This is a genomic window from Flavobacterium sp. FlaQc-48, assembly GCF_044007335.1.
In the GTDB taxonomy this organism is placed as follows: Bacteria; Bacteroidota; Bacteroidia; order Flavobacteriales; family Flavobacteriaceae; genus Flavobacterium.
Genome location: NZ_JBIPCR010000009.1, coordinates 95032 through 119562, shown reverse-complemented (window position 1 = coordinate 119562; position 24531 = coordinate 95032). Strand labels below are relative to the sequence as shown.

Genomic DNA, 24531 nt, shown 5'->3' with positions numbered 1-24531 from the left:
AATGGGGGAGATTTTTTAATTGTAGATTCCTGATTTCAGCTTGAATTTGAAACCAAATCCCTAAACTTCATTTTAGGAATCATGGTAAATCAATGCTGAAACCTGAAATCTGCAATTGTTTTTAAAACTATTTTTTTATGAAACGTTTGACCGTTTTTTTACCAGCATTATCTAAAACAATCAGATAAATTCCTTTTCTCAAATGAGAAACATCTACACTATTGTTATTGATTTTTTGTATTGAAACCGTTGCACCCGTTTGAGAATCTACAATACTTGCATTTTCTCCGCTAACAGCAGCCGTAAAGAAAAGTGTATTTTCAGCAGGACTTGGATAAACGTTTAAAGCGGCTGCATTAACTTCTTCTTCAGCTATTGGCGCAGCAGCCATTTTTGCTGTTAAACCAGCCCCCACTTTTGTAATTTTAATCCAGTTAATGTTCATTCCGGTATTCTGAATGTAGATTCCGAAATTGTAGGTTCCTGCATTCACATTCACCGTTTGAGAAACAGTCTGCCAGTTTTGCCATCCGCCTGTGTTTGGAATATCAACATTGCCCAGAACAATTGTTCCTCCATTTAAATCTGAAGATAATTTACCACCTGTTACAGCACTCGCTACTCTGTATTCGATTAAATAAGAACCTGTTGTTGGAAAATTAATGCTGTTGTATGCCAGCCAGTCGCCTGTTTCAGTATACCCCACATTTGATCCTCCGCCTGCATCGGTTGTTGCTTCAACCTGAATCCCGTTCATGGAAGAATAATCTTCTGCCTGAATTAAAACTGAAGTTTGGGAACTTGTAGCCGGGACTAATTTCCATTGTCCGCAAGTCTGGTTGTTATTATCCCATTGTTGTACCACAGCGCCCGAAGCTGTACTTGCTCCTGCCACTTCTACTATTCTGCCGCTGTGTCTGGCTACCATTTTATAAAACCCATCGCCTGTCGCAACCAATACAAATTGCTGATTGGTAGTGGCATTGTATGGATATTGTTCTACATGCGCACCATTGGCTTTATTGAAATTATTTACATCTAATGACTGACCACTGTGATTTGCAATAATTTTATACAGTCCGTCTCCTAAATGGGTAAATGTAAATTTCTGATTGTTTCCTGAATTTAGAGCCCCCTGATTAATCGCTGCGCCATTAGACAAACTCGCACCCCAGACATCCATATATAAACTGCTGTTTCTGTTTTGAAGATAAAACGTTTGATTGCCTAAAGTAGTTGTTCCGTTTGCCAGAATCCTAATCGAAGTCACTTTATCATTCCAGGTTGTATTCAGGCAGGAATTATCCGAATTGATGACGGTTGAAGCTCCGGTAAAATTATCATCCTGATACAAAATCGCCTGAAAACCGGGCGTGATTTTAAGCGAAGAAATATCATCGTTTAACACGCCTAGAGTATTCAGACGTGCCAGATTATAATCTCCAATAGTTAATCCGCCGGAAAATCCGGTGTAATTACAATCTTTATACACCGTAATGACATCTGTAGTAGCGGGAACAGAAGGAACTGATCCGGCATATCCTCCAAAAGTCGCAATTACTTTAGTGGGCTGAGGAGAATGAAGCGATGGTGACTGATCGGCTACATCATCATAAGCAAATCCGTACGCCAGATTATCAACACTTATTCCCGGTAAATGCCAGAATTTAGAGTAATGATTCGTTGGGTTCACCTGATAGAATTTCGATGCATCGTACCAGTTTTGCTGTCCCGGATTTGCAGTTGTAACATTTACCACATGACGATTAATGGCCGCTGTTAATTGTGCCTGAACGACAAGATCAAGATCTCCGTCGACCAGTCTTCTGTCCAGGACACCTTTTCCTTCAAGCGCTTCCTGAGTCGAAGGTCTGTTTTGTACACGACCTGTACGGCCAACAAAACCACCTGATTGTCCCACAACTTCAAGCTGTTCTCCAATCACTCTTCCTTTGAAAACTCCCGCATCTCCGGCATAAAATATCAAATCTTCATTTTTGTATTTATTCCAGATGGCATCAATATACGATTTCAGGTAATTGGCCTGAGCGCCTACAGAATTTCCTCCTGTTCCATCTGCGAAAGCGGGTGTTTTTGATGGTGCTGTAATTTCACCTGTTGCATCATTTACACAACCCTGAAATTCTGATGGAACATTGGCTTTGAAAGCCGCCACAATATCAGCGTGTTTTTTTAATTCACCTACTCTTTTCTGATAACCATTGGCTCCAAATAATTCGAGTCCCATTGGGTATTTATACGAATCGACTCTCGACGGATTTCCAAAAAAACCATATTGATTGTTCGTCAATTCAATGATTTCATACAAAATACCCTGATTCGGATCTGTGGCATTCAACGGATTGGGTGATGTATATCCCGAAGGTGCTCCGCTTGCTCCAAAAAAGTAAAAATACAATTGCTGCCCTTTGGCGATAAACACCCTGCAACCGGCAATTTGTGGCAATGTAAAAGTCTTGTTTGGGATTTCGCTTAATTTGGTAAAACAATTGGCATATTTTGAGTTTTGTCCCGGTCCGGTATTTCCGCCAATTGTAGGGCCTGTAACCGTATTATAAGAAGCGCTCATAGGCAATACCTGACTTGTTTTGGCATTTACCCAAACGTGATTTCCGGTAGTGTAATCAATACCTACAATGGCAACATACAATTCGCTGTCATTGAATGTTGAGGTATTGCTAATAGTAAACGGGATAGGTCCCTGCCCGTGCATGAGATTGGACAATGCCAGAAATAGTATTGTCAGAAGAGAAAATCCTCTAAGTTTGTTTTTATTCATATCTAAATTATTTTGGGGTTACGTAAATAGATTTTAAATCAAAAAAGACTTTGAAAAGTATTAATGGATCCGCCAGGCGCAATGTTCATACTAACAAACACATCACGCCCAACGGATTCTAATTAATTCCTGATCAGTTTTTTTGACCAGTTTTTCTGATCGGATTTAAAGTTCAGGATGTAGATTCCTTTTCTAAGTTTACTAATATCGATTAGTTCTTCCTTAGCATCAGAATCGATTTTTTTCTCTACCAGTAATGTTCCTGAATCATCATAAATCGTTACGACTTTATTGTCTAATTTTTCAGGTATTGAAAGTTGAACATAATTATTTGCCGGGTTTGGGTACATTGTAAAAGCAGTCGTTGCAGCTTCCGGTTCTTCTGTCGCAACCGCAGCTTTTCTGGCTGTAGAAGCAGATCCGTAAGCTTCTATTTCGAATAACGAATATCCGTATGGGGCCAAAGCTTTTGTGGTGCATAAAATTCTGATGTATCTTCCTGTTCCGCTTACTGTTAAGTCATCCGTTCCTCCATCGCTGGCGGTTTGTGTGTTGACGGTTTCATTTTCGGTAAAAACATTGTCCGTCGAAATTTGCACTTTGTACTGTGTTGCAAAAGCAGCTTCCCATTTTAGAACTACCCGATTAATGTTGTAGTTGCTCCCTAAATCAACATAAATCCATTCGCTTGCATTGGCAAAACTACTCGCCCATCTTGTTCCGGCATCTCCGTCTGTGGCTTTCGCCGAAGAAAAAGCAGCATTTTCTTCTGTTGAAGCCACTGCAGTTTTAGCCAAAGCTAAATTGACATTGTTGACCGGAGGCGTAATATTTCGAACCGTAACATCGCTGAAAATTCCTGTTGCCAAAGTTCCGTTGGCATGCGAGGTAACTGCCATTCCCACATAAATGGTGCTTGCCATAGCAATTGTTTTTGGCGTGCCAATTGGTGTCCACGTCGTTCCGTTATCCGAAGAATAAGAGGTAAATACATTTCCGGATCTTGTAATACGAATCCATTTTGGAGTTGTTCCTGCCACTACCGTAGCAGTCGTGATGCCTGAAACAGCATCTCTCGATAAAAATTCGATCCCTGCTGCGGCACTTACATCGGTCATGGCGTGTTTAGACGTTGGCGTAAGCGTTTCGCGAAACATTACTCCGGCTTTTGCATATGTATTGGTATTGGTAAGCGAATTTACTTTGGCAATAATTTCGGCATCACCCGTAATAGATTGATTTACAAATTGAAATTGATCACTTGATTCCCAAATATCAGTTCCGGATCCTTTAATAGTAAAAGTTCCGCTGGCATGTGTAGCTTCTCCTGCTGGTGTAACAGCACCTAAATCGGTACTCGCCCACGGCGCAGGTAAAGTGGCAGGCGGGTTTTCTGTACCCACTAAATTTACAGCCCTGATATTATCAAAATAATACGTATTTCCGGAACTCGTTCCCGGTTCTAACAAGAAAACAAAACGATTGACTTCGCTGTCTAATGTTGAGGCATCCGGTGCACTTGCATACGTAAATACCAGTGTGTGCCAGGTATTCGTTTGTTTTACGACAGCCTGATAAATACTGTGTCTTCCAACAGGATAATTGGACGGAACTGAAGCACTGCTCTCGGCCTGCCATGAAATTACAGATCCCACCGGTGCCGAAGTATACACATCCATTGCAAACTTTTTAGTACCTCCTTTGAAATCTCCAATGTTGGTCAAAGTTGTACTGAATGAAAAATTATCATACAACTCTGTCGATTTTCTAACATACTTCCCAACGTTTGAAGACGTATTGATGCCGCCTGCACTGGGATTTGGCGTGTTAGGCGTATATGTTCCAATCGCATCCCTAAAAGTAATGTTATGAACGGTTTGATAATCTTCATACACTACGCCCGGCGTGAATGTATCCGGTAATTTGGTCGAACCAATTCTGATATTATCAAAATAATAGGTGTCGTTTGTATAAGAACCTGAATTGGCTAATATTACCATTTGGTTTACGGCCAGATTCGAAGTTCCCTCGTCCGGACTTGAATTGTAATAGAAAGTCAGGGTCTCCCACTGATTTTGTTTGGTAGTGATCGCCACATAATTACTATTTCTTCCTATTGGAAAATTAGCCGGTAGCGATGTGGCACTATTTTCTAAATTCAGACTTACAACCGTTCCTATAGGTGCTGAGGTATAAACATCGATCAGGATCTTTTTGGTCTGATTTTTTAGTAAACCCGCATCTTCGATATTGTCTTGTGTATTAAAGAAAAGAACATCATACTGCTCGGTTACATTTCGAACATACTTTGCCACATTTGCAGACGAGTTCACTGAATTTGCCCCCGGGTTTGCCACCACAGAATATACTCCGGTTGTTGTTCCTTTGATGATTTTATTGATGCCGTCATAGTTTTGTAACACATCGGTAGCAATAATTGGCTTTTCGGGTGCTGCTTTTGTCAACAGATTATCAAAATAGTAAGTCGTTCCCGCATTCGAATTGGATTCAAAAAGGAATACTACATTGTTAATCGTTAAAGCACTTGTATTGGGATCGATGACTTTTTCAAATTCGAACTCAATCGTTTCCCATTTGTTCTGAACTGTTGTAGTGGCTTTGTAACCGCTATGCCTTCCTGATGGGAAATTCGTTGCTGTGGTAACCAGACTGTTTTCGAGTTGCATCGAAATTTTCGTTCCAACCGGTGCCGAGGTATAAATATCAAAAGAAAGCTTTTTTCTTCCGTACACATAATCATTGGCATTGCTAATGACTACATTTTTAATATTCAGAACATCGTATAATTCAGAAGCATTACGAACATATTTCCCCACCAAAGCTGAGGTATTAATTCCTGTAGCCGACGGATTTGCAACGGCTTCTGTCAAAACTCCTGTTTTAAGCCCGTACACCACATTTCGATTAGCTTGAAAATCCTCATAGATTCTTTCTACCGGTAAAGGTACTTCGGTCGTTACAGCCAGTTTGTAGGTATTGGCAGCACAGCCTGAAACTGTAGTAGCTACAGCAACATCTCCTCCTGTAGTTGCCCAGTTTACCGTAATGGTGTTTGTTCCTTGTCCTGAAGTAATGGTGGCTCCCGCAGGAACTGTCCAGTTGTAAGTAGCTCCCGCAATGGCGTTTATAGAATACGTTTTACCCGTTTCATTGTGATACACTTTTGCATCTCCCAAAACACCATACGTAAAACTACCGCTGTAAACACGAACATAATCCACCTGCAATTTTGCAGGAAAGTCAGCCGGAATTGGTTCTACACCTGCCCCGTTTACACTTGTATATGGCGTTCCCAGACTACCAACCGCCAGATTTAGAATAATATAAAACTGTTGATCGTTAAAAGGCCATCCGCCATTTACAGTCGTATTAGGCGTTGCGGTGTGAAATAAATTGCCGTCAATAAACCATTTAATACTATTAGGTCCCCATTCTACCGCATACACGTGAAATTCTGTCGATAAATCTGTTGGAGAGCTATAACTTCTACCCGTATAATGATAGCCACCGCCATCGTAATGAATGGTTCCGTCTATTGATTTTGGATTTCTGTGTTTGGCTTCCATGATGTCTATTTCTCCCGTAAAAGGCCAGTTTGAAGTACCTGCGGGTAACATCCAGAAGGCAGGCCACGCTCCCATTCCGTTAGACAGTTTCATACGGGCTTCGATTCTTCCGTATTTAATAGCATATTTGCCTTCAGTTGTCAGTTTTGCAGAAGCGTACGGTTGTTGCGGAAACGATGCATTCGGCTGATATTTTGCCTCGATGTTCAAATAACTGTTTGTTCCTTCTTTAACGATTGTTGCCTGAGCAGGATCATAACGTTGTGCTTCGGCATTTCCAAATCCGCAAAGCGACGGACAGCCGTTTCCTGAAATACTTTGCCACTTGGCCGCGTCTACGGTGGTCCCGTTAAACTCATCGGACCAAATTAAGGTGTTGCATTGTGAGTGGACTTTTAAAAGTGGGGATAATGCCAGAATAAATAACAGTAAACACCTTTTTAATACATTGTAATTGTCTTTCGGTGGTCGGCCGAAAAAAGAGTCTTTTTGATTCATTTTTTTAGTTTTTTGTTAGTAAAGCTATTACTGCAATAAAAAATGTACTTTGTAAAAAATAGATTATTATTCTAGTAATAATGGAACAATATTAACAAATAAATCAGGCAAGACTTATATTTTGGGCTACGGTTTGACTACGGTGTTCATAAAAAAATGTAGTAATTAGAAGTCAAAACCCGTAAAACTACCTGGGATTTTACTGATTATAAAAGATTCGATTAGAAGCGGCTTTCAACAGACCGAAGACCAATTTCGATACGGAGCTAGTAGTGTGATCCTTCCTTCGTCAGGATGAAAAAACTAAGGGAAAGCTGTTCGAAATAGTAAAGACTTTTAAAAATTAAGAATAAACTCCGTAATATTCGCATCTGATGGAAGTTGTAATTTTTTACGAATGCGATATCTCGTGTCTTCAACACCACGAACAGAAATTCCTAAAAGTGGTGCAATCTCTTTGGTATTGAAATTCATTCGCAAGTAAGCACACAAACGCATATCACGGGGTGTTAATTCCGGAAAACTCGTTTTTAAGCGTTGCATAAAATTATCATGAAGCTGATTAAAAATTTCTTCAAATTCATTCCAATGCTGATCGCCCTGCAATTCGTGATCAATAATCCGGTTAATTTTAGTCAGTAAACCAAAGTTGGTATTAAAATCATTCTTCTTGTCTATCTGACCAATTAGTTCCTTTATAGAAAGTAAAATTTCATTTAAATGAATAAGATTTACAGTACTTGAAGCTACTTTGGCATTTTTGAGATTAATTGTAGTTTCCAGGTTCTCCTTCATTATAGCCATGTTTTGTTGTTCTAATACTAATTTCTGCTCGTTTAATTCGGCACGATTTCGCAGCAATTCCTTTTCCTGATTCAATATCAATTGTTCGCGATCACGTTCTGCCAGATTTTTTTGGTATTTGATAATCGAATAAATTAAAACACCAAAAAGCATGCAATACAAGATATAAGCCCAGGTTGTCCTGTACCAGGGCGGTAAAACTTCAAATTTAAAAACGGCCTCTGCACTTACTACATCATAAATATTTTTTGCCCTTACATGAAAAACATATTCATTTTCAGGCAAATTGGTATATTCTTTTTCCGTTTGCAGACTGTATTCTGACCATTTGGGTTCAAATCCCTCTAGCCAATATTCGTATTTAGTAGCATCGGCTTCATCATAAAAAAGGGAGGCAAACGAAAAATGTAAAGCGTTATTCGAATAAGACAGAACCGGAGCGACTTTATTTTGGGCTGATGCCGTAGTAGTTGGCAGCACGTCATATCGGCTTGAAAACAATAAACTGTCCTTTGGAAAAATGCATTTTACTTCTGAAATAATTGCCTTATATTGAGATTGATACTTTTTGGTTTTAGTCGTATTATAATGAATCAAGCCATCCTGAGTACCAAAAAACACATCTCCGTTTGCAGTGGTTTGAATGTTTTCAAAACCCGGAACATACAAATACCTTAGCTTTCTAAAAGACAATTCTTCTATACCAAATTTACCATCCGCATTTTGACTCATTTTTCCGGTATTTTCTCCCGAAATGTACCAGATATTGTTTTGGGGATCTTCTTTAAGCAGACGAATGTGACTGCCCATTCCGAGGTATTTCCGAAATGTACCATCGGGAATCATTTTATCTGAATGCAAATCCTGTTTGTAAACGCCCTTGGTTGTTCCAAAAAGAATCTGATTGCTGATCTTAAAAGTATTCAAAAACAAGCTTGAAGGAAAGCCATTCTTCTGATTGTAAAACTGAAGATCAGAAACGGTATCGAATGTTTTATTCAGTTTAATTTTGAAGATGCCTTTGTATCCGTGGGCAATCCAGATATTTCCGGCTGCATCCGTTTCAATTACGCGGCTACTTTCTTCAAAACCTTTTATTTTATGCTGATATACCCATGAGTTATTGATTTTTTTCACTAGATACAATCCCGTATAACCGCCAACCAGTAATAAATCAGGATGATTAGGGATTATTATGCCTTTCCAGGCTCCATCGGTTTTAGCCAGTAATTGAGCCGAATTGCCTTTTATCTCAAAGATTCCGTTTTTTTCAAAAGCCAAAAGTGAATTTCCAAAAATACCAATATTCCATACATTCTCAGACATTCCCGATATATGCTGAAAGTGATCCTTTTCATGCTGACCGTTTTTATAGCCTTCCCAATCCAGCCAGAAAACACCATTATCTGTAGCGATGTATAGTTTGTTTTGATAAATCTGACTGCAATATATTTTGGTTTCAGCATTCGAAACATCTAATATTTTTGATAATGGAGACGAGATCTGAATGAGCGAAATACCTTCTTTTAAAGTTACCCATAAATTACCTGTCGCATCTACTTTAAGATTTGTTACGTACTCGTTTTGCAACCCCATTTGTTTATTGATATGCTGAATCAAATTTCCTTCACCATCAATAACTATCAACCCTGTTTGCCGTGTTCCAATTCCGAAATATCCATCTGAAAGTAAAATTCCCGTTGAGATTTGATTTTGCATCAGCAGATAATCAACTTTGGTCACAAAAGGCTGTAACTGATTGTTTTTATAATTAAAAAGTCCGTTCTTTTGTGTGAGTATTGTCAAACCGTTTCTAGTTGCGAAGATTTTTCGAATTTTCATTCCAACAAATTGTTTACTATCCGGAATTTCGAATAAAGCACCATCTTTAAGCTTCAGCAAACCTTTGCCATTATCTAATACATAGATTTCGTTCTTGACTTCAAAAAAATCATCAAAATTCGATTGGGACCGTATTACTTTGATTTTATTATTCTTATAAATAAAGATTCCTTCATTCGAGAAAAAAATTACTTCATTATTACGAATTACCGTATGCAAAACATCGCCAAAATTTCTGACCGCAGCAGGAATCAATTGCACTAAAGAAGTATATTGATATTGGCCGTTCGGCAACTGAACGGTATATCCGAATTCGCCCTGGGCACCCACATATATTTTGTCCTTTTTGTCAATCGCCAGCGAACGAACCATGCTTTTGTTTTCCGGCTGCGTAACAATGCTCCATCTTACGCCATCAAACTGCATGATTCCAAAATGATTGGCAAAAAACATCATGCCTTTAGAATCCTGTAAGACATCCCAGTTCTCAGAAGCTGCTTTATACGTTTTCGGGTTGTAGTTGGTAATAAACGGAATTCCAATTTTCTTAATTTGGGCATTTACAATTGGACACAAAAAGGAGAATAAAAGAACTAAAATTCTAGTGGTTAATTTCGTCATTTGTTTCTGTCTGTAGGTTAGTTTGTAGCTTTTGAGCACTACAATCTTAAAAATTACCTCTTTGGGAAAAGTTTTTTTTAAGCAAAAAGAAACGGTTTAACTCCTGCTCTAAATTTACAATTTGATAATTTGAAGCACTAAAAAAAACGAATCTTTATAATCAAATATATAAAAATTTATTTTAATGTAACAAATTACATTTAAATTAGACATTTTGATAATGAGAAAATTAGATCCGGAATAGTGAGATAATGAGCGAACCTGAACAGTCCATATTTTTAAAATTTAGCTTCACTGCTGTCATGGCTAACAAAGGACGGATTAAAACCCATCCCTTACAATATGGTTTCTTCCTACGGAACGATTTTACAAGATTTTACAGGAATGGTTTATTTTTTTCGCAACTAACCTGAAACTTTTTAAACCTGAAGCAAAACACTCAACTCTTCATAAGAATGAAAAAGGATCGCTCCTTCTTTTTCTAAATCATCATTATTGAAACCATTCGCAAAACCATAGACTTTAAACCCGCCCTGGATTCCGGCGATTACTCCGGCTTTACTGTCTTCTATAACAATGCAGTCTTTTACTTCAAATCCCATTTCTTTTGCGGCGTGCAGAAAAATGCCGGGATCGGGTTTCCAACTCTTAATCTGGTACGAACTGAATATTTTATTTTCGAATTTATCGAGTAAACCAGACACTTCAAGATTCAGTCTGATCTTATCAACAGGCCCACTGGACGCTACTCCATACGGAATTTTTAATTTATTAAGAAATTCAACTATGCCTTCCATAGGTTTAACCTGTGTCCTGAAGGCTTCAAAGCTTTTTTTGCGGTACTCAGATTCAAAATTATCCGGAAGCTTTTTTCCAATAGCATTTTCAATATGCAGAAAACATTCTTTTAAATTACGTCCGTTAAAATCGCGGTAAGCCTCTTCCAGTTTCATCTTAAAACCATATTCGGCAGCCATTGAAAGCATAATTCCGTTACCAATTTTTTCTGTATCGACAAGCACACCATCACAATCGAAAATAATACATTTAATCATACTGTTGATTTACATTTAATTATACCATAACCTGATAGAAGTTACCCATTATGTAAATTACAAAAAATAAAATAAGAAGCTACAACATCATCAAAATAATGCTTTTTAAACCTGTGTGCTTATCTAAGAAAACAAGTACCTGAAAATATTGGCTTCGAAAACTGTGAAGTATTTACAACGCAAAAGCCCGATGCTATTGATGGAAATGAAAAAAGGAATATGGATTGAAAGACCAACCATTAAGGTGATATAAAATTTTAAAGAAATCCATACAAAACAGAGCATGGATTTCTTTCTGAAGGAATACGTTTACCAGGAAATTTGAACTCGCGCATGTTCAAACCCATTATTTTGAAGCGTTATAACACTTCCACTTGTCAAATCACCCAATCTAAAGGTACCTTGCTGACCAGTTCTTAATTCGTAATGGCTTCCGGAAACTATGACATTGTTAGAAGGTCCTTCATTCATAATTTTAATTTCCAAAGAAGGTGTGTTGGTTCCCAGATCCACACCTCTTCCAGTACCGGACTGGATATCTATGGTTTCTTTCTTTGTACCTGTAACTTGTTTGCTTTCTGATTCCATTTTAATTGTTTTTAGGGGTTAATAATACTGACAAAGCAACAAATAAATTATTGATTAAAACCACGTATAAGTACCTGAATACTAATTAAATCATATAAAAAAGATACTCCTTTATCTCTCAAAAAAAGGTTTTTAACGCCACTTTTTTATTAAAAAAAAAGAGTTAACATATTCAAAAATAACTCTTTGTACTTTTTTACCCCAATTCCGGATTCAAAAGTTAGATTTGATTTGTATCTTTATGATTCAAAAAAAAACAATCCAATTTTAGATCAATTAATACCTGTAAAGCTTTGAAAAAACATATTTTATTCACCGCAATTCTGGCTGGTAGTTTTGCTGTTCATTCTCAAAACAAAATCATTACGGTAAGCAATTCTCTACCCATAAACCGTGAATTTGAAACTATTGAGTTAAGCAAAAAATCGCTCGGATTACCCACTTCGGTTAAACTCGAAACCTATGCTGTAAAAGAAGCGGGCACCAATACGTTTTTAGAAAGCCAGGCTGTCGATAATGATGGAGACGGAACTATAGATGTTTTATTGTTTCAACCCAAAATAAAAGCATCATCGCATCAGGATTTTGAAGTTTTAGTTGCCGAAAATCCATCGGGATCCAAAACGATTAGTTGCTATTCGAGATTTGTTCCCGAACGAACTGATGATTATGCCTGGGAAAATAATAAAGTCGCCTTTAGAACATACGGTCCTGTAGCGCAAAAAATGGCAGAAGACAAAATTGAAGGCGGAACCTTAACCAGCGGAATCGATGCCTGGCTCAAAAAAGTCGAGTATCCTATAATCAATAAATGGTACGAAAAAGCCACTAACGGAACCGGAACGTATCATAAAGATACAGGCGAAGGGTTGGATAATTTTCATGTGGGTGACAGCCGCGGTGTAGGCGGAATTGCCGTTAAAGTCGAAGACACGTATTATTTCTCGAAAAATTTTACCAGCTGGAAAACCATTACCACAGGTCCTATCAGAACGAGTTTTATCCTGACGTATGCTAATTGGGATGCAAAAGGCAATACAATAACAGAGTCAAAATTGATTAGCCTGGATTACGGAAGCTATCTTTCGCGTTTTGAAATCGCCATTACGGGAACAAAATCAATTGCTGCCGGATTAACGCTTCATGACAAAAAAGGAACTATTGGAACGAACGTAAAAGAAGGCTGGTTAAGCCATTGGGAACCCATTGACGATTCTGAAATTGGAACCGGAATTGTGGCGCCAAAAAACACTTTAGCCAGTTTTGACAACCATATAACCAACGATAAAGACTTAAGCAATCTCTATGGCAATATCGAAGTAAAAAACAATAAAGCGATTTATTATGTTGGTTTTGGATGGAAAAAAGGAAGTCCGTTTCAAACCAAACAAGATTGGGAAACGTATTTGAGTTCTTTTGCTAAAAAGATCAATAATCCATTGGTTGTTAAGGTCAAGAAATAGCTTCCCGCAAAGACACTAAGTTGCTACGATTCTAATTTGATCACAATAAAAACCTGGCAACTTAGCGCCTTTACGAGATTAATTAAATAACGCTGCATGAAAAATCACTTACGGGCAGGGAAATAATTCTCTTTTAAAATAATTTCCAGCGGAATATAATGTGTGTTGGTAACGGCTTCCTGTAAGACCAATTTTTTATACAAATGATTGATCCCCATATATCCCTGTTCTTCCGGTCTTTGATTGATCAAAAAATCGATTACCCCTTTATTGAGGTATTCGATATTCTCTGTCAATAAATCGTAACCAATAATCCGGACGCCTTTTATATGGTTTTGTTCTAAAAACCGCGCGACTATATAGGCTCTGGAATTAGGTACGAAAACACTGTTGATTCCGGAGAACATCTCCAGATTCAGCTGATCAATTCCGGAATCTTTTATGGTAACTTCTGAGAATTTAAAATTTTGGAGTTCTTCATGATCTTTAAAGAATGAATAAAAGCCGTCAATACGCTGTAAATAAACCGATGTACTTTCTATTTCTCTCGTAATTTTAAAAATAAGGATTTGTCTTTCGTTCTTTACCGCAAAACTAATTAGTCTTCCGGCGAGATAGCCGCTCTGAAAAGCATCCTGTCCCACATAAGCATGTTCTTCATGAGTTGAAATATTAGAATCAATCATAACAACAGGAATATTTTTCTTTTCATATTCACTTAAAAAACGAACAGATTCTTCGTAAAAAATAGGCGCAAACAACAATCCGTCGCAATCAAATTTCAATACCTTTCTGACTGCTTCTTTAAAGGAAATGACATTAAAATCATAAAAAAAGTAATCCAGTACAATTCCGAATTTGCTGAATTCTACCGCTGCTTTTTCGATTCCTGCGATCTGGCTTTTCCAATACTCCAGATTTTCATACTGAGGTAAAAATACGGCCAAATGAAATTTCTTATTCAACGCAAGATTACTGGCCAGAATATTTCGCTTATAACCATATTCCTCTATAATAGCATTTACCTTATCTACATTTTCCTGAGCAACCTGCCCACGATTATGGATAATTCTGTCCACAGTTCCCGGAGAAACATTGGCTAATTCGGCAATTTTTTTAATTGTTATGATATTGATGATTTTTAAGTTAAAAGATTTCCAAAACACACGAATAATTATTCTTTTTTTATTAAATTTAAGTTGTTATACTTAACTTTTTATATACATTTGTAAAAGCCCGTGTGCGTACACGCAAATATACACATGTGTTGCATACAAACATAATTTGAAGTAAAAAAAAGATTACGATTTTAGCTTCTAATCCATTAAGCCATGAATTCGGAACCCGAAAAAAGAGATAAAAAAGTAGTTTCTGAAAAATTGTTCTTCAAATCATTTGCTTTAGTATATAAAAGAAATGAGAACAATTTACATCGCACAAAAGAACTGCTGTTTTTATTTTGAAGAGATAAAAAAAGATTTTTAATATAACTGACACCATAATTACCAAACAACACAAACAAATTAAACACCAGTTAGTTACACTATAAGATATGAAGTAACACTTAACTTTTGACTCCTTAAAAACATGACATAAGATAAACTTTATACAAACATGTCCATGAGTTTTAAAAACTAAAATTGAAAAGAAATAAAGACAAAATATAAAACCAAATCAAATGATTGTAGATTCATTACATAACGCTGCAAAATACTTCAGCCTTCATCCCAATTTTAAAAAAGCATTTGACTATGTCAGTCAAAATGACATTAGTACTCTGGAAGAAGGGGCATTTGAAATTGCCGAAGGACTAAAAGTAATTGTAATTATTGGCGAAGGTGCAACAAGGGAAGAAAGTATTAAGGGTTTTGAATGTCATGATAAAAACATTGACATACAAGTTTCGATAAAAGGGCCGGAAACTTTTGCGTGGAAACCCAGAGAAAAATGCATTAGCCCAAATGGAGAATATAGCGACGAAAGAGATGTTCGTTTCTATTACGACAAACCAGATATGTTTTTTGAATTACAGGAAAAACAATTTGCGATTTTGTTTCCCGAAGATGTTCACGCGGCAATGATTGGCGAAGGAACACTTAAAAAAATTGTTATTAAAGTAAAGATTTAAAACATGAGCACAATTCAACAAAGGAGTACGATTCAAAACACCATTGAGGTTATTTCAGAACAAGGAATCCTTCCGCTGTATTTCGCATCAGAAGAAACGGTTAGTTTAGATGTTCTGAGAGCATTGTACAAAGCAGGGATCAGAGCAGTAGAATACACTAACAGAGGTCCGGAAGCCTTGTCAAACTTTTCTAAAATGGTTGCGGTTCGAAATACAGAATTACCTGAAATGCTGTTAGGTATCGGAACTATTAAAAACTTAGAACAGGCAAAAGATTTTCAAATTGCCGGTGCCGATTTTATGATCAGTCCGGGTTTTGTTCCTGAAGTAGCTGCGTTCTTAAAAAGCAAAGATGTCCTGTATGCACCGGGCTGCATGACTCCAACCGAAATTATAGCAGCTGAAAATGCGGGAATCAAACTGGTAAAACTTTTTCCGGGAAACATATTAGGTACGGAATTTTTAAGCAGCATCAAAGATATTTTTCCTGCATTGGTTTTCATGACAACCGGGGGTGTTGAAGCGACACATGCCAGTATTCAAAGCTGGTTTTCTGCCGGCGCTTCTGCCGTTGGACTGGGAAGCAAACTGATTAGCAAAAAACGCATGGATGAACAAGATTATGACGTAATAGAAAATGAAACCAGAAAAACGCTGGAAATAATAGAAACTTTAAGAAGGCCCTAAATTCTGCCTCAACATTCTTTCAGATACACAGCAAAGTATTCCCTGATTCTTTAAAACACTTTTCTGTGTATTCGAAACAAATCATAAAAATCATAAAATTTTATATGGATTCAATATTTAACCTAAAAGGAAAAATTGCTTTAATTACGGGTGGTGCCGGTGTATTGGGAAGTAACTTTGCAAACGTTTTGGCGAAACAAGGCGTTATCACGGGAATCGTTTCTCAATCGATTGAAAAAGCCAATAAAACAGTAGAAACTATAAAAAGCAATGGCGGACAGGCTTTTGCCATTCAGGCGAATGTTTTAAACCAGGAAGAACTCGAAAAAGCGAAGGATTTTATCGTAGAAAAATACGGTCGCCTTGATATCCTAATCAATGCAGCGGGCGGAAACATGCCGGGTGCAACGATTCAGCCCGATCAGGCCATTTATGATATGAAAGTAGACGATTTACAAAAAGTAGTCGATCTTAATATCATTGGTACGATGTTGCCTACACAAGTATTTTCGGCACTTTTTGCCAAACAAAAACAAGGAAACATCATCAATATCTCATCCGCATCTGCACAAAGGCCTTTAACAAGAGTTGTGGGGTATTCGGCTTCAAAAGCAGCAATCGATAATTTCACAAAATGGATGTCAGTTGAACTCGCTTCAAAATATGGCGAAGGAATTCGTGTCAATGCTATTTCCCCCGGATTTTTTATCGGAGAACAAAATAAAGCACTATTGCTGACTCCGGAAGGAAAATTAACCCCAAGAGGTGAAAAAATCATCGAACACACCCCCATGGGAAGATTTGGAAAACCTGAAGATATTGACGGAGCCCTTTTATTTTTATGCAGCGACATGTCAAAATTTGTTACAGGCACCATTTTAAAGGTAGACGGAGGATTTGCCGCAACAAGTATCTAAAACAATCATCATCAATAAAATAAATCAAAAATGGAACAAACGTTAAGATGGTTCGGACCAAATGATCCGGTTTCTTTACAAAATATCAAACAAACCGGCGCTACCGGAATTGTTACAGCATTACACCATATCCCAAACGGGCAAGTATGGGAAATTGAAGAGATTATCAAACGAAAAGTTGAAATTGAACACGAAGACGGCGATCCTAAAAAAGGGGCTTCCGGTTTAACATGGTCCGTAGTTGAAAGTATTCCGGTTCATGAAGACATTAAAAAACAAACCGGAAATTATCTTCAGTACATTGAAAATTATAAAGAAAGTATTCGAAATTTAGCCTTATGCGGCATCAAATGCATTTGCTATAATTTCATGCCGGTTTTAGACTGGTCCAGAACTGATTTATCGTATGAAGTAACTGACGGCTCTAAAGCCTTACGCTTTGATATCAATGCTTTTGCGGCTTTTGAATTGTATATCTTAAAAAGACCGGGAGCAGAAAATGAATATTCAGCAGCACAAATTCAGAAAGCAAAAACATACTTTGAAGCCATGACAGACGCTGATAAGGTCAAACTACAGCAAAATATTCTGGCAGGGCTTCCGGGAGCTGAAGAAGCCTATTCTGTAGAAGATTTTATGGTTACTTTAAGCGGTTACAACCACATTGACAGAACGGCATTAAAACAAAATTTGTTCTTCTTTTTAAAGGAAATTATTCCCGTTGCGGAAAGTAAAGGGGTTTTGATGGCGATTCATCCTGACGATCCGCCCTACCCTATTTTAGGATTGCCCCGAGTGGTCAGCACTGAGGAAGATTTAGTGGAATTAATGGCGGCAGCCGAATCCAAATCAAACGGATTCACGATGTGTACCGGTTCATACGGCGTGAGAGCCGATAATGATCTGGCCGGAATCGTAAGACGCCATGGAGACAAAATGAATTTTATTCACTTAAGAAGTACGCAAAGAGACGAAGAAGGAAGTTTTTACGAAGCCAATCATCTCGAAGGTGATGTTGATATGTACGAAGTGGTAAAAGCGATTATCGAAGTCGAAAAAAGAAATAACAGTGAATTGCCAATGCGCCCGGACCATGGGCACCAAATGCTGGACGATCTGAATAAAAAGACCAATCCCGGATATTCAGCCATTGGGCGTTTAAGAGGCTTGGCTGAATTAAGAGGGCTTGAAATGGGAATAAAAAAATCTTTATAAGATACTCCCGCAAAGTTGCGAGGTGCAAAGTTTTTTTATTCTGTTTGGCTCCCGCGAGATAGCAGAAACAAAAAGATTGAAACACAATTTTGTCATCCCGACGAAAAGACTAACAAGATTCTTTGCGGAGATTCTTGTGTGATCCTTCCTTCGTCAGGATGACAGAAATGAAAATAAAAAAATGCGTGAAACAAAAACTTCACGCTTTTGCGCCTTTGCGGCAAACCAAAACTAACGAACCAAATAACCACAGCTATGAATACCCAAACCATCCTGATTTGTTGCAGCCTTTTTGCAAGTAGTATTGTTATGGGGCAGCAAACACCTAAAATACTCACGGACTCAAGAGCAAATTATCTGCCTGATTTTAGTTATGCCGGGTATCACTTTGGAGAAACCAATATTCCGGAAGTTCAGGGAAAAATTATTAACGCAACAGATTACGGCGTAAAAGCCAATGATGGTGTAGACGATTCTAAAGCACTATTAAAAGCAGTAAAAGCAGCAAATGCAGTTGAAGGAAATGTCATTTTACAATTGCCTGCCGGACGTGTAATTCTAAGTGAAATTGTATACATCGAAAGAAGCAATTTTGTACTTCGTGGTACAGGTACCGATGAAAATGGTACCGAAATTTATTTTCCAAGGCCCATGATGTACCTCAAAGATCCTGAATCTTTGGCAGAGCTCAGGGAATATTTAACCACGTTTGATAAAAGACAACGCGAACCCGAAAACAACATCGATTTACCTTTTTCGCAATATGCGTGGTCCGGCGGGTTTATCTGGACGCAAGTTCCTAATGAACGGGTAAAGTCCTATCTGGACAAATACGAACCTAGTCCAAATCCTTTGGCCAAAGTGAGTTTCGGAAACATGGGCGAACATATCTTAACGGTTTCAGAGGTAAAAGGATTAAAAGCAGGTGATATTGTCGAATTGGAGTTGTTCAATAAAGACGGTGAAAATGGCGAAATCATTAAAGACTTATATAAAGGCGCGAATGTAAGACCGGGTTCGCATCACTGGAAATTCCCAAAACTTCCTATCGTACGACAACAAGTTGAAATCACTAAAATTTCAGGCTCTAAAATAACAATCAAAACACCTTTGACTATTTCGATCAAACCTGGTTATCAGGCACAATTGGTCGAATGGAAACATTTAGATGAAGTTGGAATCGAACATTTACGTTTTACATTTCCGGATATTCCAAGAGTTGCACATCACGTTGAACCCGGCAATAATGGCATTTTTTTAACACGTCTTTTTAATAGTTGGGTCAAAGATGTCAAAATCACCAATGCTGATAGCGGCATTTTAGCCGAAGAAATTTCTAATGTAACCGTTCAGGACATCGTAACCGATGGCACACACATGGCACATTACACGGTGACTTTGGGCGGCGTACATAACGTATTGGTTAAGAACCTTAAAATCTACAACAAAACAGTGCATCCTTTAAGTTTCAACACCTTTGCGACTAAAAATGTATATCAGGATTGTGAAATTTTTGCAGATCCTCTTTTAGACCAGCATTCAGGAGCCAATCATCAAAATTTATTTGATCGTATTACGGTTCATATATCTCCGGATAAAAACAACAATTATTTGTTATTTGGCGGTGGCGGCGCTGAGTATTGGAAACCGTCACACGGACCATTCAGTACGTTTTGGAATCTGAATGTTCAGGTTGAGAATCCGGATGCTAAACCGGTTTTATTATTCGGCATGAAAGACGGGCCTTTTGCCAGGATTATTGGTGTAAACGGTAATACCAAATTCGAAGTAAAGTACGAACCTGATGCTTATATTGAATTCTTAAATACACCAATGGACAAAGTGCCATCGCTTTATGATTATCAATTAAAGAAACGTTTGAAGAAATAATCTCGTAAAGGCGCGAAGTCGTAATTTTTTTAAGTTGCAATCTTTATGTCTGCTCTTTTGTCGAAATCATTTTCCAACGGATTAAAGCACTTGAAGAAATACTATTTAAACACCTCGCAACATAGCTTTTTGGAACGTAACAAAGAAAAATCTATGTTTCTATGTGTCAAAAAAAGCCACAATTTCACGAATGATTGCGCTCCATATATTAGAAAAAATTCGTGAATCCGTGGCTAAAATAAACTTTGTTCCTTTGAACCTTTGTCACTTTGCCCCTTAAAAAAAACCGCTATGAAATACAAAATAGCTCTTTTCATTTTATTGTTTATTTCCGGAAATATATTTTCCCAAAATAAATACCGCCTAAAAAATATCTCGACTACAGACGGGCTTTCACAGAGTTCTGTCATTGCCATTCATCAGGATAAGTTTGGGCAGATGTGGTTTGGTACGCGCGACGGACTTAACAAATATGACGGAAGTAAATTCACGATTTTCAGAAATGACGTTACCAACAAACATTCGATTAGCAACAATGACATTTTATCGATTGAAGAAGATAATACAGGTAAAATCTGGGTTGGAACGTACAACGGACTTAATTGTTATGATCCGGTAAAAAACACTTTTACCCGATATTTGCATACCAAAACCAATCATACGATAAGCAGCAATGCCATTTGGTCAATTAAAGAAATTGGCCCGGAAATGTGGTTTGGAACATCAAAAGGATTGACGGTTTACAATAAAAAAACAGGTCAATTTACATCGTTTTTTCATTCGGATACTGATCCAACAACGGTGCCGAGCAATAATATTATTACTATTTTAAAAACCAGAAAAGGAGAAATCTGGATAGGAACGACAAAAGGCTTGTGCCTGCTTACGAGCCGAAAAAACGGGAAATATACCTTTAAAAATTACCTGTTAAATCCTGTTGATCAGTTAAATGTTCAGGTCATTACCGAAGATGATTTGGGCAATTTATGGGTGGGAACAAAAAACAAAGGACTTTTGAAATTCGATAAAACATCAAATGCCTTCGTTTCTTTTTTACCTGATGCCAGCTACCGCGAAATCAATACTGATATTCGTTCTCTGGCCATTGACAAACAGGGTTCTTTATGGATCGGGGCTTATGATGGAATTTACATTTTAGGAAAAGATAAAAGCATTCAGAAAATAAATAATAACAACAACAGCAACGGAATCGACAAAGTAAAGTCGGTTTTTATGGATCGAAAAGGCTCTGTCTGGATTGGCTGTTATTATAAAGGCGTTAATATTTGGGATATTTCAAATGTGAATTTCTCCAATTACAATCAGAATTCTAAAAAAATTCCGATGAGTTTTGATGTCGTAAGTTCGATTATTGCTGATAAAAACAATACTATCTATTTTGGAACTGAAGGCGGCGGAATTACGACTTACAATAAAAATACAGGGACAACAAGCTACATCAACAGTAAAAACGGACAGACTGTCAAAAACGATATTAAATCGATGTGCCTTTCCAATACTATTTTATGGATTGGAACTTTCTCCAAAGGATTATCGGCTTACAATATCAATTCGAAAAAGATTGAAGATGATAGAATATCAGCCGAATTAAACACACTACTAAAAGAATCCGGTGTGTATTCGATCAAAGCAGAAGGAAATGATATTTTATGGATTGGTACTTTTGGTAAAGGTTTAATACGATACAATACCATTTCCAAAACTTTTGAAGTGATCGGAAATAACATCGACAAACCCAATTATCTCACTAATAATATAGTCAGAACAATTTTAGTCGATCAAAAAAAAGGCGTTTGGGTAGGTACTCAAAACGGACTGAATTATATTCCGTTATACCATTTTACACCTCATAATTATTCTATAAAACACTACTTTTTTGATTCAGCATCAGTATCAGGAGATGATATTCTGACTTTGTTCCAGGACAGTGAGCATAAAATCTGGGTAGGCACAAAAGCAAAGGGTTTGCATTATTTTGATGGAAAAAAATTCAATAAAATCAAGTTAAAAACAGGAAACACGGTGATCACTTCGATACATTCTATTTTAGAAGATGATAACAAGAATTTATGGATTAGCACCAATCAGGGTATTATAAAATACAGTACCACATTACAAACCGTTGTTATTTACGATCAAAAAGACGGTTTAACGAGTAATGAATTCAATGATAATTCGGCTTTGAAACTGGATTCCAATAAATTCTATTTCGGAAGTCCGTCCGGAGTTACTTTCTTCGATGCGAAGAAAATCTCTTTAAACCGATATGCCCCGCAAGTTTTAATTACCAACTTAAAAATCAAAAATGAAACCATTCATCCTAATGATTCTATTGGCATTTTAGAAAAAGGTATCGGTTATACCAAAACCATTACACTGGATTATGACAAAGCCAATTTCTCTATAGATTTTGCAATCCCAAATTATATTAGATCTAAAAACAATGAATACAGTTACCGTCTGGTCGGGCTGGAAAACAACTGGACAACAACCAAAAGTACCGAAGCTATTTTTGCCATCCAAAATCCGGGAACCTACACCTTTGAAGTAAAAGGGTCGAATAATGACGGTATCTGGAATAAAGTTCCCACTACGCTTATTGTTATCGTAAAACCTGCTCCGTGGCGCAGTATCTGGGCATTTTTATTGTACGGAATCGTAATTGGTCTGGGAGTATATGGTTTGATCTGGATCATGAAATCGAAAGCGAGACTGAAACAAAAACTGGAACTGGAATATCTGGAATCTAAACGAATTGAAGAAAACAATCTGGCCAAACTGGATTTCTTTACCAATATTTCGCACGAATTCAGAACACCTTTAACCTTGATTTTAGGGCCTTTGCAACAAATATTAGCCAATTATAACGGAACAAACGAAATGTACAAAAAGTTATTGGTAATAGAAGGAAGTGCCAATCATCTTTTGAGCCTGATTAACCGTTTAATGGATTTCAGAAAACTCGAAAATCATCAGGTTACGCTGGAATCTGCCGAAGGAAACATCGTGAAATTTACCAGAGAGATCTTTTTATCTTTTATCGAATATGCCAAAGACGGCGGTTACAATTATACTTTTGAATCTACTGAAGAAGAAATTCCGGTATATTTTGATCGTTATAAATTAGAGCGTGTATTTTATAATTTAATTTCAAATGCATTTCGATACACCCCAAAAGGAGGAAACATCCATCTTAAAATATCGCATGACAACGAGAATCTTTTTATAGCAGTGGAAGATTCAGGTGTTGGAATTGCCCCTGAGCATATTGACAAAATTTTCGATTTGTTTTTTGAAGTCCCAATGCACAACAACGTTCAGAAAAACTATAATAAAGGAACCGGAATTGGGCTTTCGATTGTAAAAAATATTGTAAAACTCCACAAAGGAAACATTGAGGTAACCAATAAAGAAACTCAGGGCGTTGTTTTTAAAGTGACGCTTCCGTTAGGCAGAGCCCATCTTCTGGACCATGAAATTATTACTGATTTTAAAATTAGTGACGATATCGGCCAGTACACAGCTCAACTGGAAACAGCCGAAATAACAGAACCGGACGATATTGGTGATTTTGTAGTAAACGAAGAAAAACAAACCATTCTGATCGTCGAAGATCACAAAGTACTGCGATCATTCATGAAAAACCTTCTCAGGGAAGATTACAATATTATTGAAGCTGAAAACGGAAAAGTAGCTTTTGAAAAAGCATTGCAGCACATGCCAAATCTGATTATCAGCGACGTAATCATGCCGGAAATGGTAGGAACAGAACTTTGTTCTAAAATTAAAGAAAATTTAAAAACAAGTCATATTCCGGTTATCCTGTTAACCTCCAGAAGTTCGTTAGTGTATAAATTCGAAGGGCTGGAAAGTGGTGCCGATGATTATATCAGCAAACCTTTTAATTTAATCGAATTTAAACTCCGGGTTAAAAACCTGCTGAATTCAACTGAACGTTTAAAAAACAAATTTTCAAGTGAAGACAGTTTCAATCCATCAGAAATAACAGTATCTTCTTTAGACGAAGAACTATTAAAAAAAGCCTTCAAAATTGTAGAAGAAAATATTTCAAACGAACAATTTGATATTCCGTTTTTCTGTACTGAATTGGGTGTCAGCCGTACCATGTTATTTTTAAAAATAAAAGCATGGACGAATTATACGCCAAACGAATTCATTCATGAAATACGATTAAAACGTGCCGCTCAATTATTAGAACAAAACAAATTAAACGTTTCCGAAATCAGTTATAAAGTAGGTTTCAATAATCCGAAATACTTTAGCAAATGCTTCCAAAAAAAATACGGGGAAACGCCCACGCAGTTTGCAGATAAATTTTTTAAATCTTCTGTTGCATTTTAAGGAATTCGTGATTTTAAACGCTTAAAAAAAGGGTATCTGTATTTTTAGATACC

General features: G+C 37.2%; 13 protein-coding genes. 7 read left to right on the top strand and 6 right to left on the bottom strand.

Translation table 11 applies throughout. The features are described 5' to 3' along the window. Positions 1-127: 127 nt before the first annotated feature. The 5 genes from ACHRWY_RS15460 to ACHRWY_RS15440 form a co-directional block, all read right to left on the bottom strand. Positions 128-2800, bottom strand: a complete 2673-nt coding sequence (locus ACHRWY_RS15460) for a beta-1,3-glucanase family protein (RefSeq protein ID WP_395355848.1) — start codon at positions 2798-2800, stop codon at positions 128-130. A 122-nt stretch (positions 2801-2922) separates the two neighbouring features. Further along, a complete protein-coding gene (locus tag ACHRWY_RS15455; protein WP_395355847.1) occupies positions 2923-6885 on the bottom strand; it encodes a family 16 glycosylhydrolase in 3963 nt (1320 codons plus the stop codon). A gap of 336 nt (positions 6886-7221) precedes the next feature. Continuing rightward, complete coding sequence (locus ACHRWY_RS15450; RefSeq protein WP_395355846.1) at positions 7222-10152, bottom strand: triple tyrosine motif-containing protein; 2931 nt, start codon at positions 10150-10152, stop codon at positions 7222-7224. Between the two features lie 419 nt (positions 10153-10571). Beyond that, entirely contained in the window at positions 10572-11207 is a 636-nt protein-coding gene (locus ACHRWY_RS15445) for an HAD family hydrolase (RefSeq protein ID WP_395355845.1), read from the bottom strand. A gap of 309 nt (positions 11208-11516) precedes the next feature. Further along, on the bottom strand, positions 11517-11795 hold the full coding sequence (locus ACHRWY_RS15440; RefSeq protein ID WP_395355843.1) for a hypothetical protein: 279 nt from the start codon (positions 11793-11795) through the stop codon (positions 11517-11519). A gap of 293 nt (positions 11796-12088) precedes the next feature. On the opposite strand from ACHRWY_RS15440, the gene ACHRWY_RS15435 reads away from it, so the two are divergent. After that, entirely contained in the window at positions 12089-13258 is a 1170-nt protein-coding gene (locus tag ACHRWY_RS15435; RefSeq protein ID WP_395355841.1) for a DUF4861 family protein, read from the top strand. Between the two features lie 104 nt (positions 13259-13362). Here ACHRWY_RS15435 and ACHRWY_RS15430 read toward each other — a convergent pair whose 3' ends face one another. Next, complete coding sequence (locus tag ACHRWY_RS15430; protein WP_395355840.1) at positions 13363-14424, bottom strand: LacI family DNA-binding transcriptional regulator; 1062 nt, start codon at positions 14422-14424, stop codon at positions 13363-13365. 512 nt (positions 14425-14936) lie between these two features. On the opposite strand from ACHRWY_RS15430, the gene ACHRWY_RS15425 reads away from it, so the two are divergent. The 6 genes from ACHRWY_RS15425 to ACHRWY_RS15400 all read left to right on the top strand — a co-directional run bounded on the left by ACHRWY_RS15425 (position 14937) and on the right by ACHRWY_RS15400 (position 24478). Beyond that, the gene (locus tag ACHRWY_RS15425; protein ID WP_395355838.1) at positions 14937-15386 is read left to right on the top strand and encodes a YhcH/YjgK/YiaL family protein; all 450 of its coding nucleotides are present in this window, start codon (positions 14937-14939) and stop codon (positions 15384-15386) included. A gap of 3 nt (positions 15387-15389) precedes the next feature. After that, positions 15390-16073 (top strand): bifunctional 4-hydroxy-2-oxoglutarate aldolase/2-dehydro-3-deoxy-phosphogluconate aldolase, encoded by a 684-nt coding sequence (locus ACHRWY_RS15420; RefSeq protein WP_395355836.1) that lies wholly within the window; start codon positions 15390-15392, stop codon positions 16071-16073. 104 nt (positions 16074-16177) lie between these two features. Then, positions 16178-16990 carry an SDR family oxidoreductase gene (locus ACHRWY_RS15415; RefSeq protein WP_395355835.1) on the top strand — a complete coding sequence of 271 codons (813 nt, stop codon included), beginning with the start codon at positions 16178-16180 and terminating at the stop codon, positions 16988-16990. Between the two features lie 30 nt (positions 16991-17020). Then, the gene (uxuA, locus tag ACHRWY_RS15410; RefSeq protein WP_395355833.1) at positions 17021-18205 is read left to right on the top strand and encodes a mannonate dehydratase; all 1185 of its coding nucleotides are present in this window, start codon (positions 17021-17023) and stop codon (positions 18203-18205) included. Between the two features lie 255 nt (positions 18206-18460). Beyond that, positions 18461-20095 carry a hypothetical protein gene (locus ACHRWY_RS15405; protein WP_395355832.1) on the top strand — a complete coding sequence of 545 codons (1635 nt, stop codon included), beginning with the start codon at positions 18461-18463 and terminating at the stop codon, positions 20093-20095. 291 nt (positions 20096-20386) lie between these two features. Continuing rightward, positions 20387-24478: a two-component regulator propeller domain-containing protein gene (locus tag ACHRWY_RS15400; protein ID WP_395355831.1), complete on the top strand. Its 4092-nt coding sequence runs from the start codon at positions 20387-20389 to the stop codon at positions 24476-24478. Positions 24479-24531 lie beyond the last annotated feature (53 nt).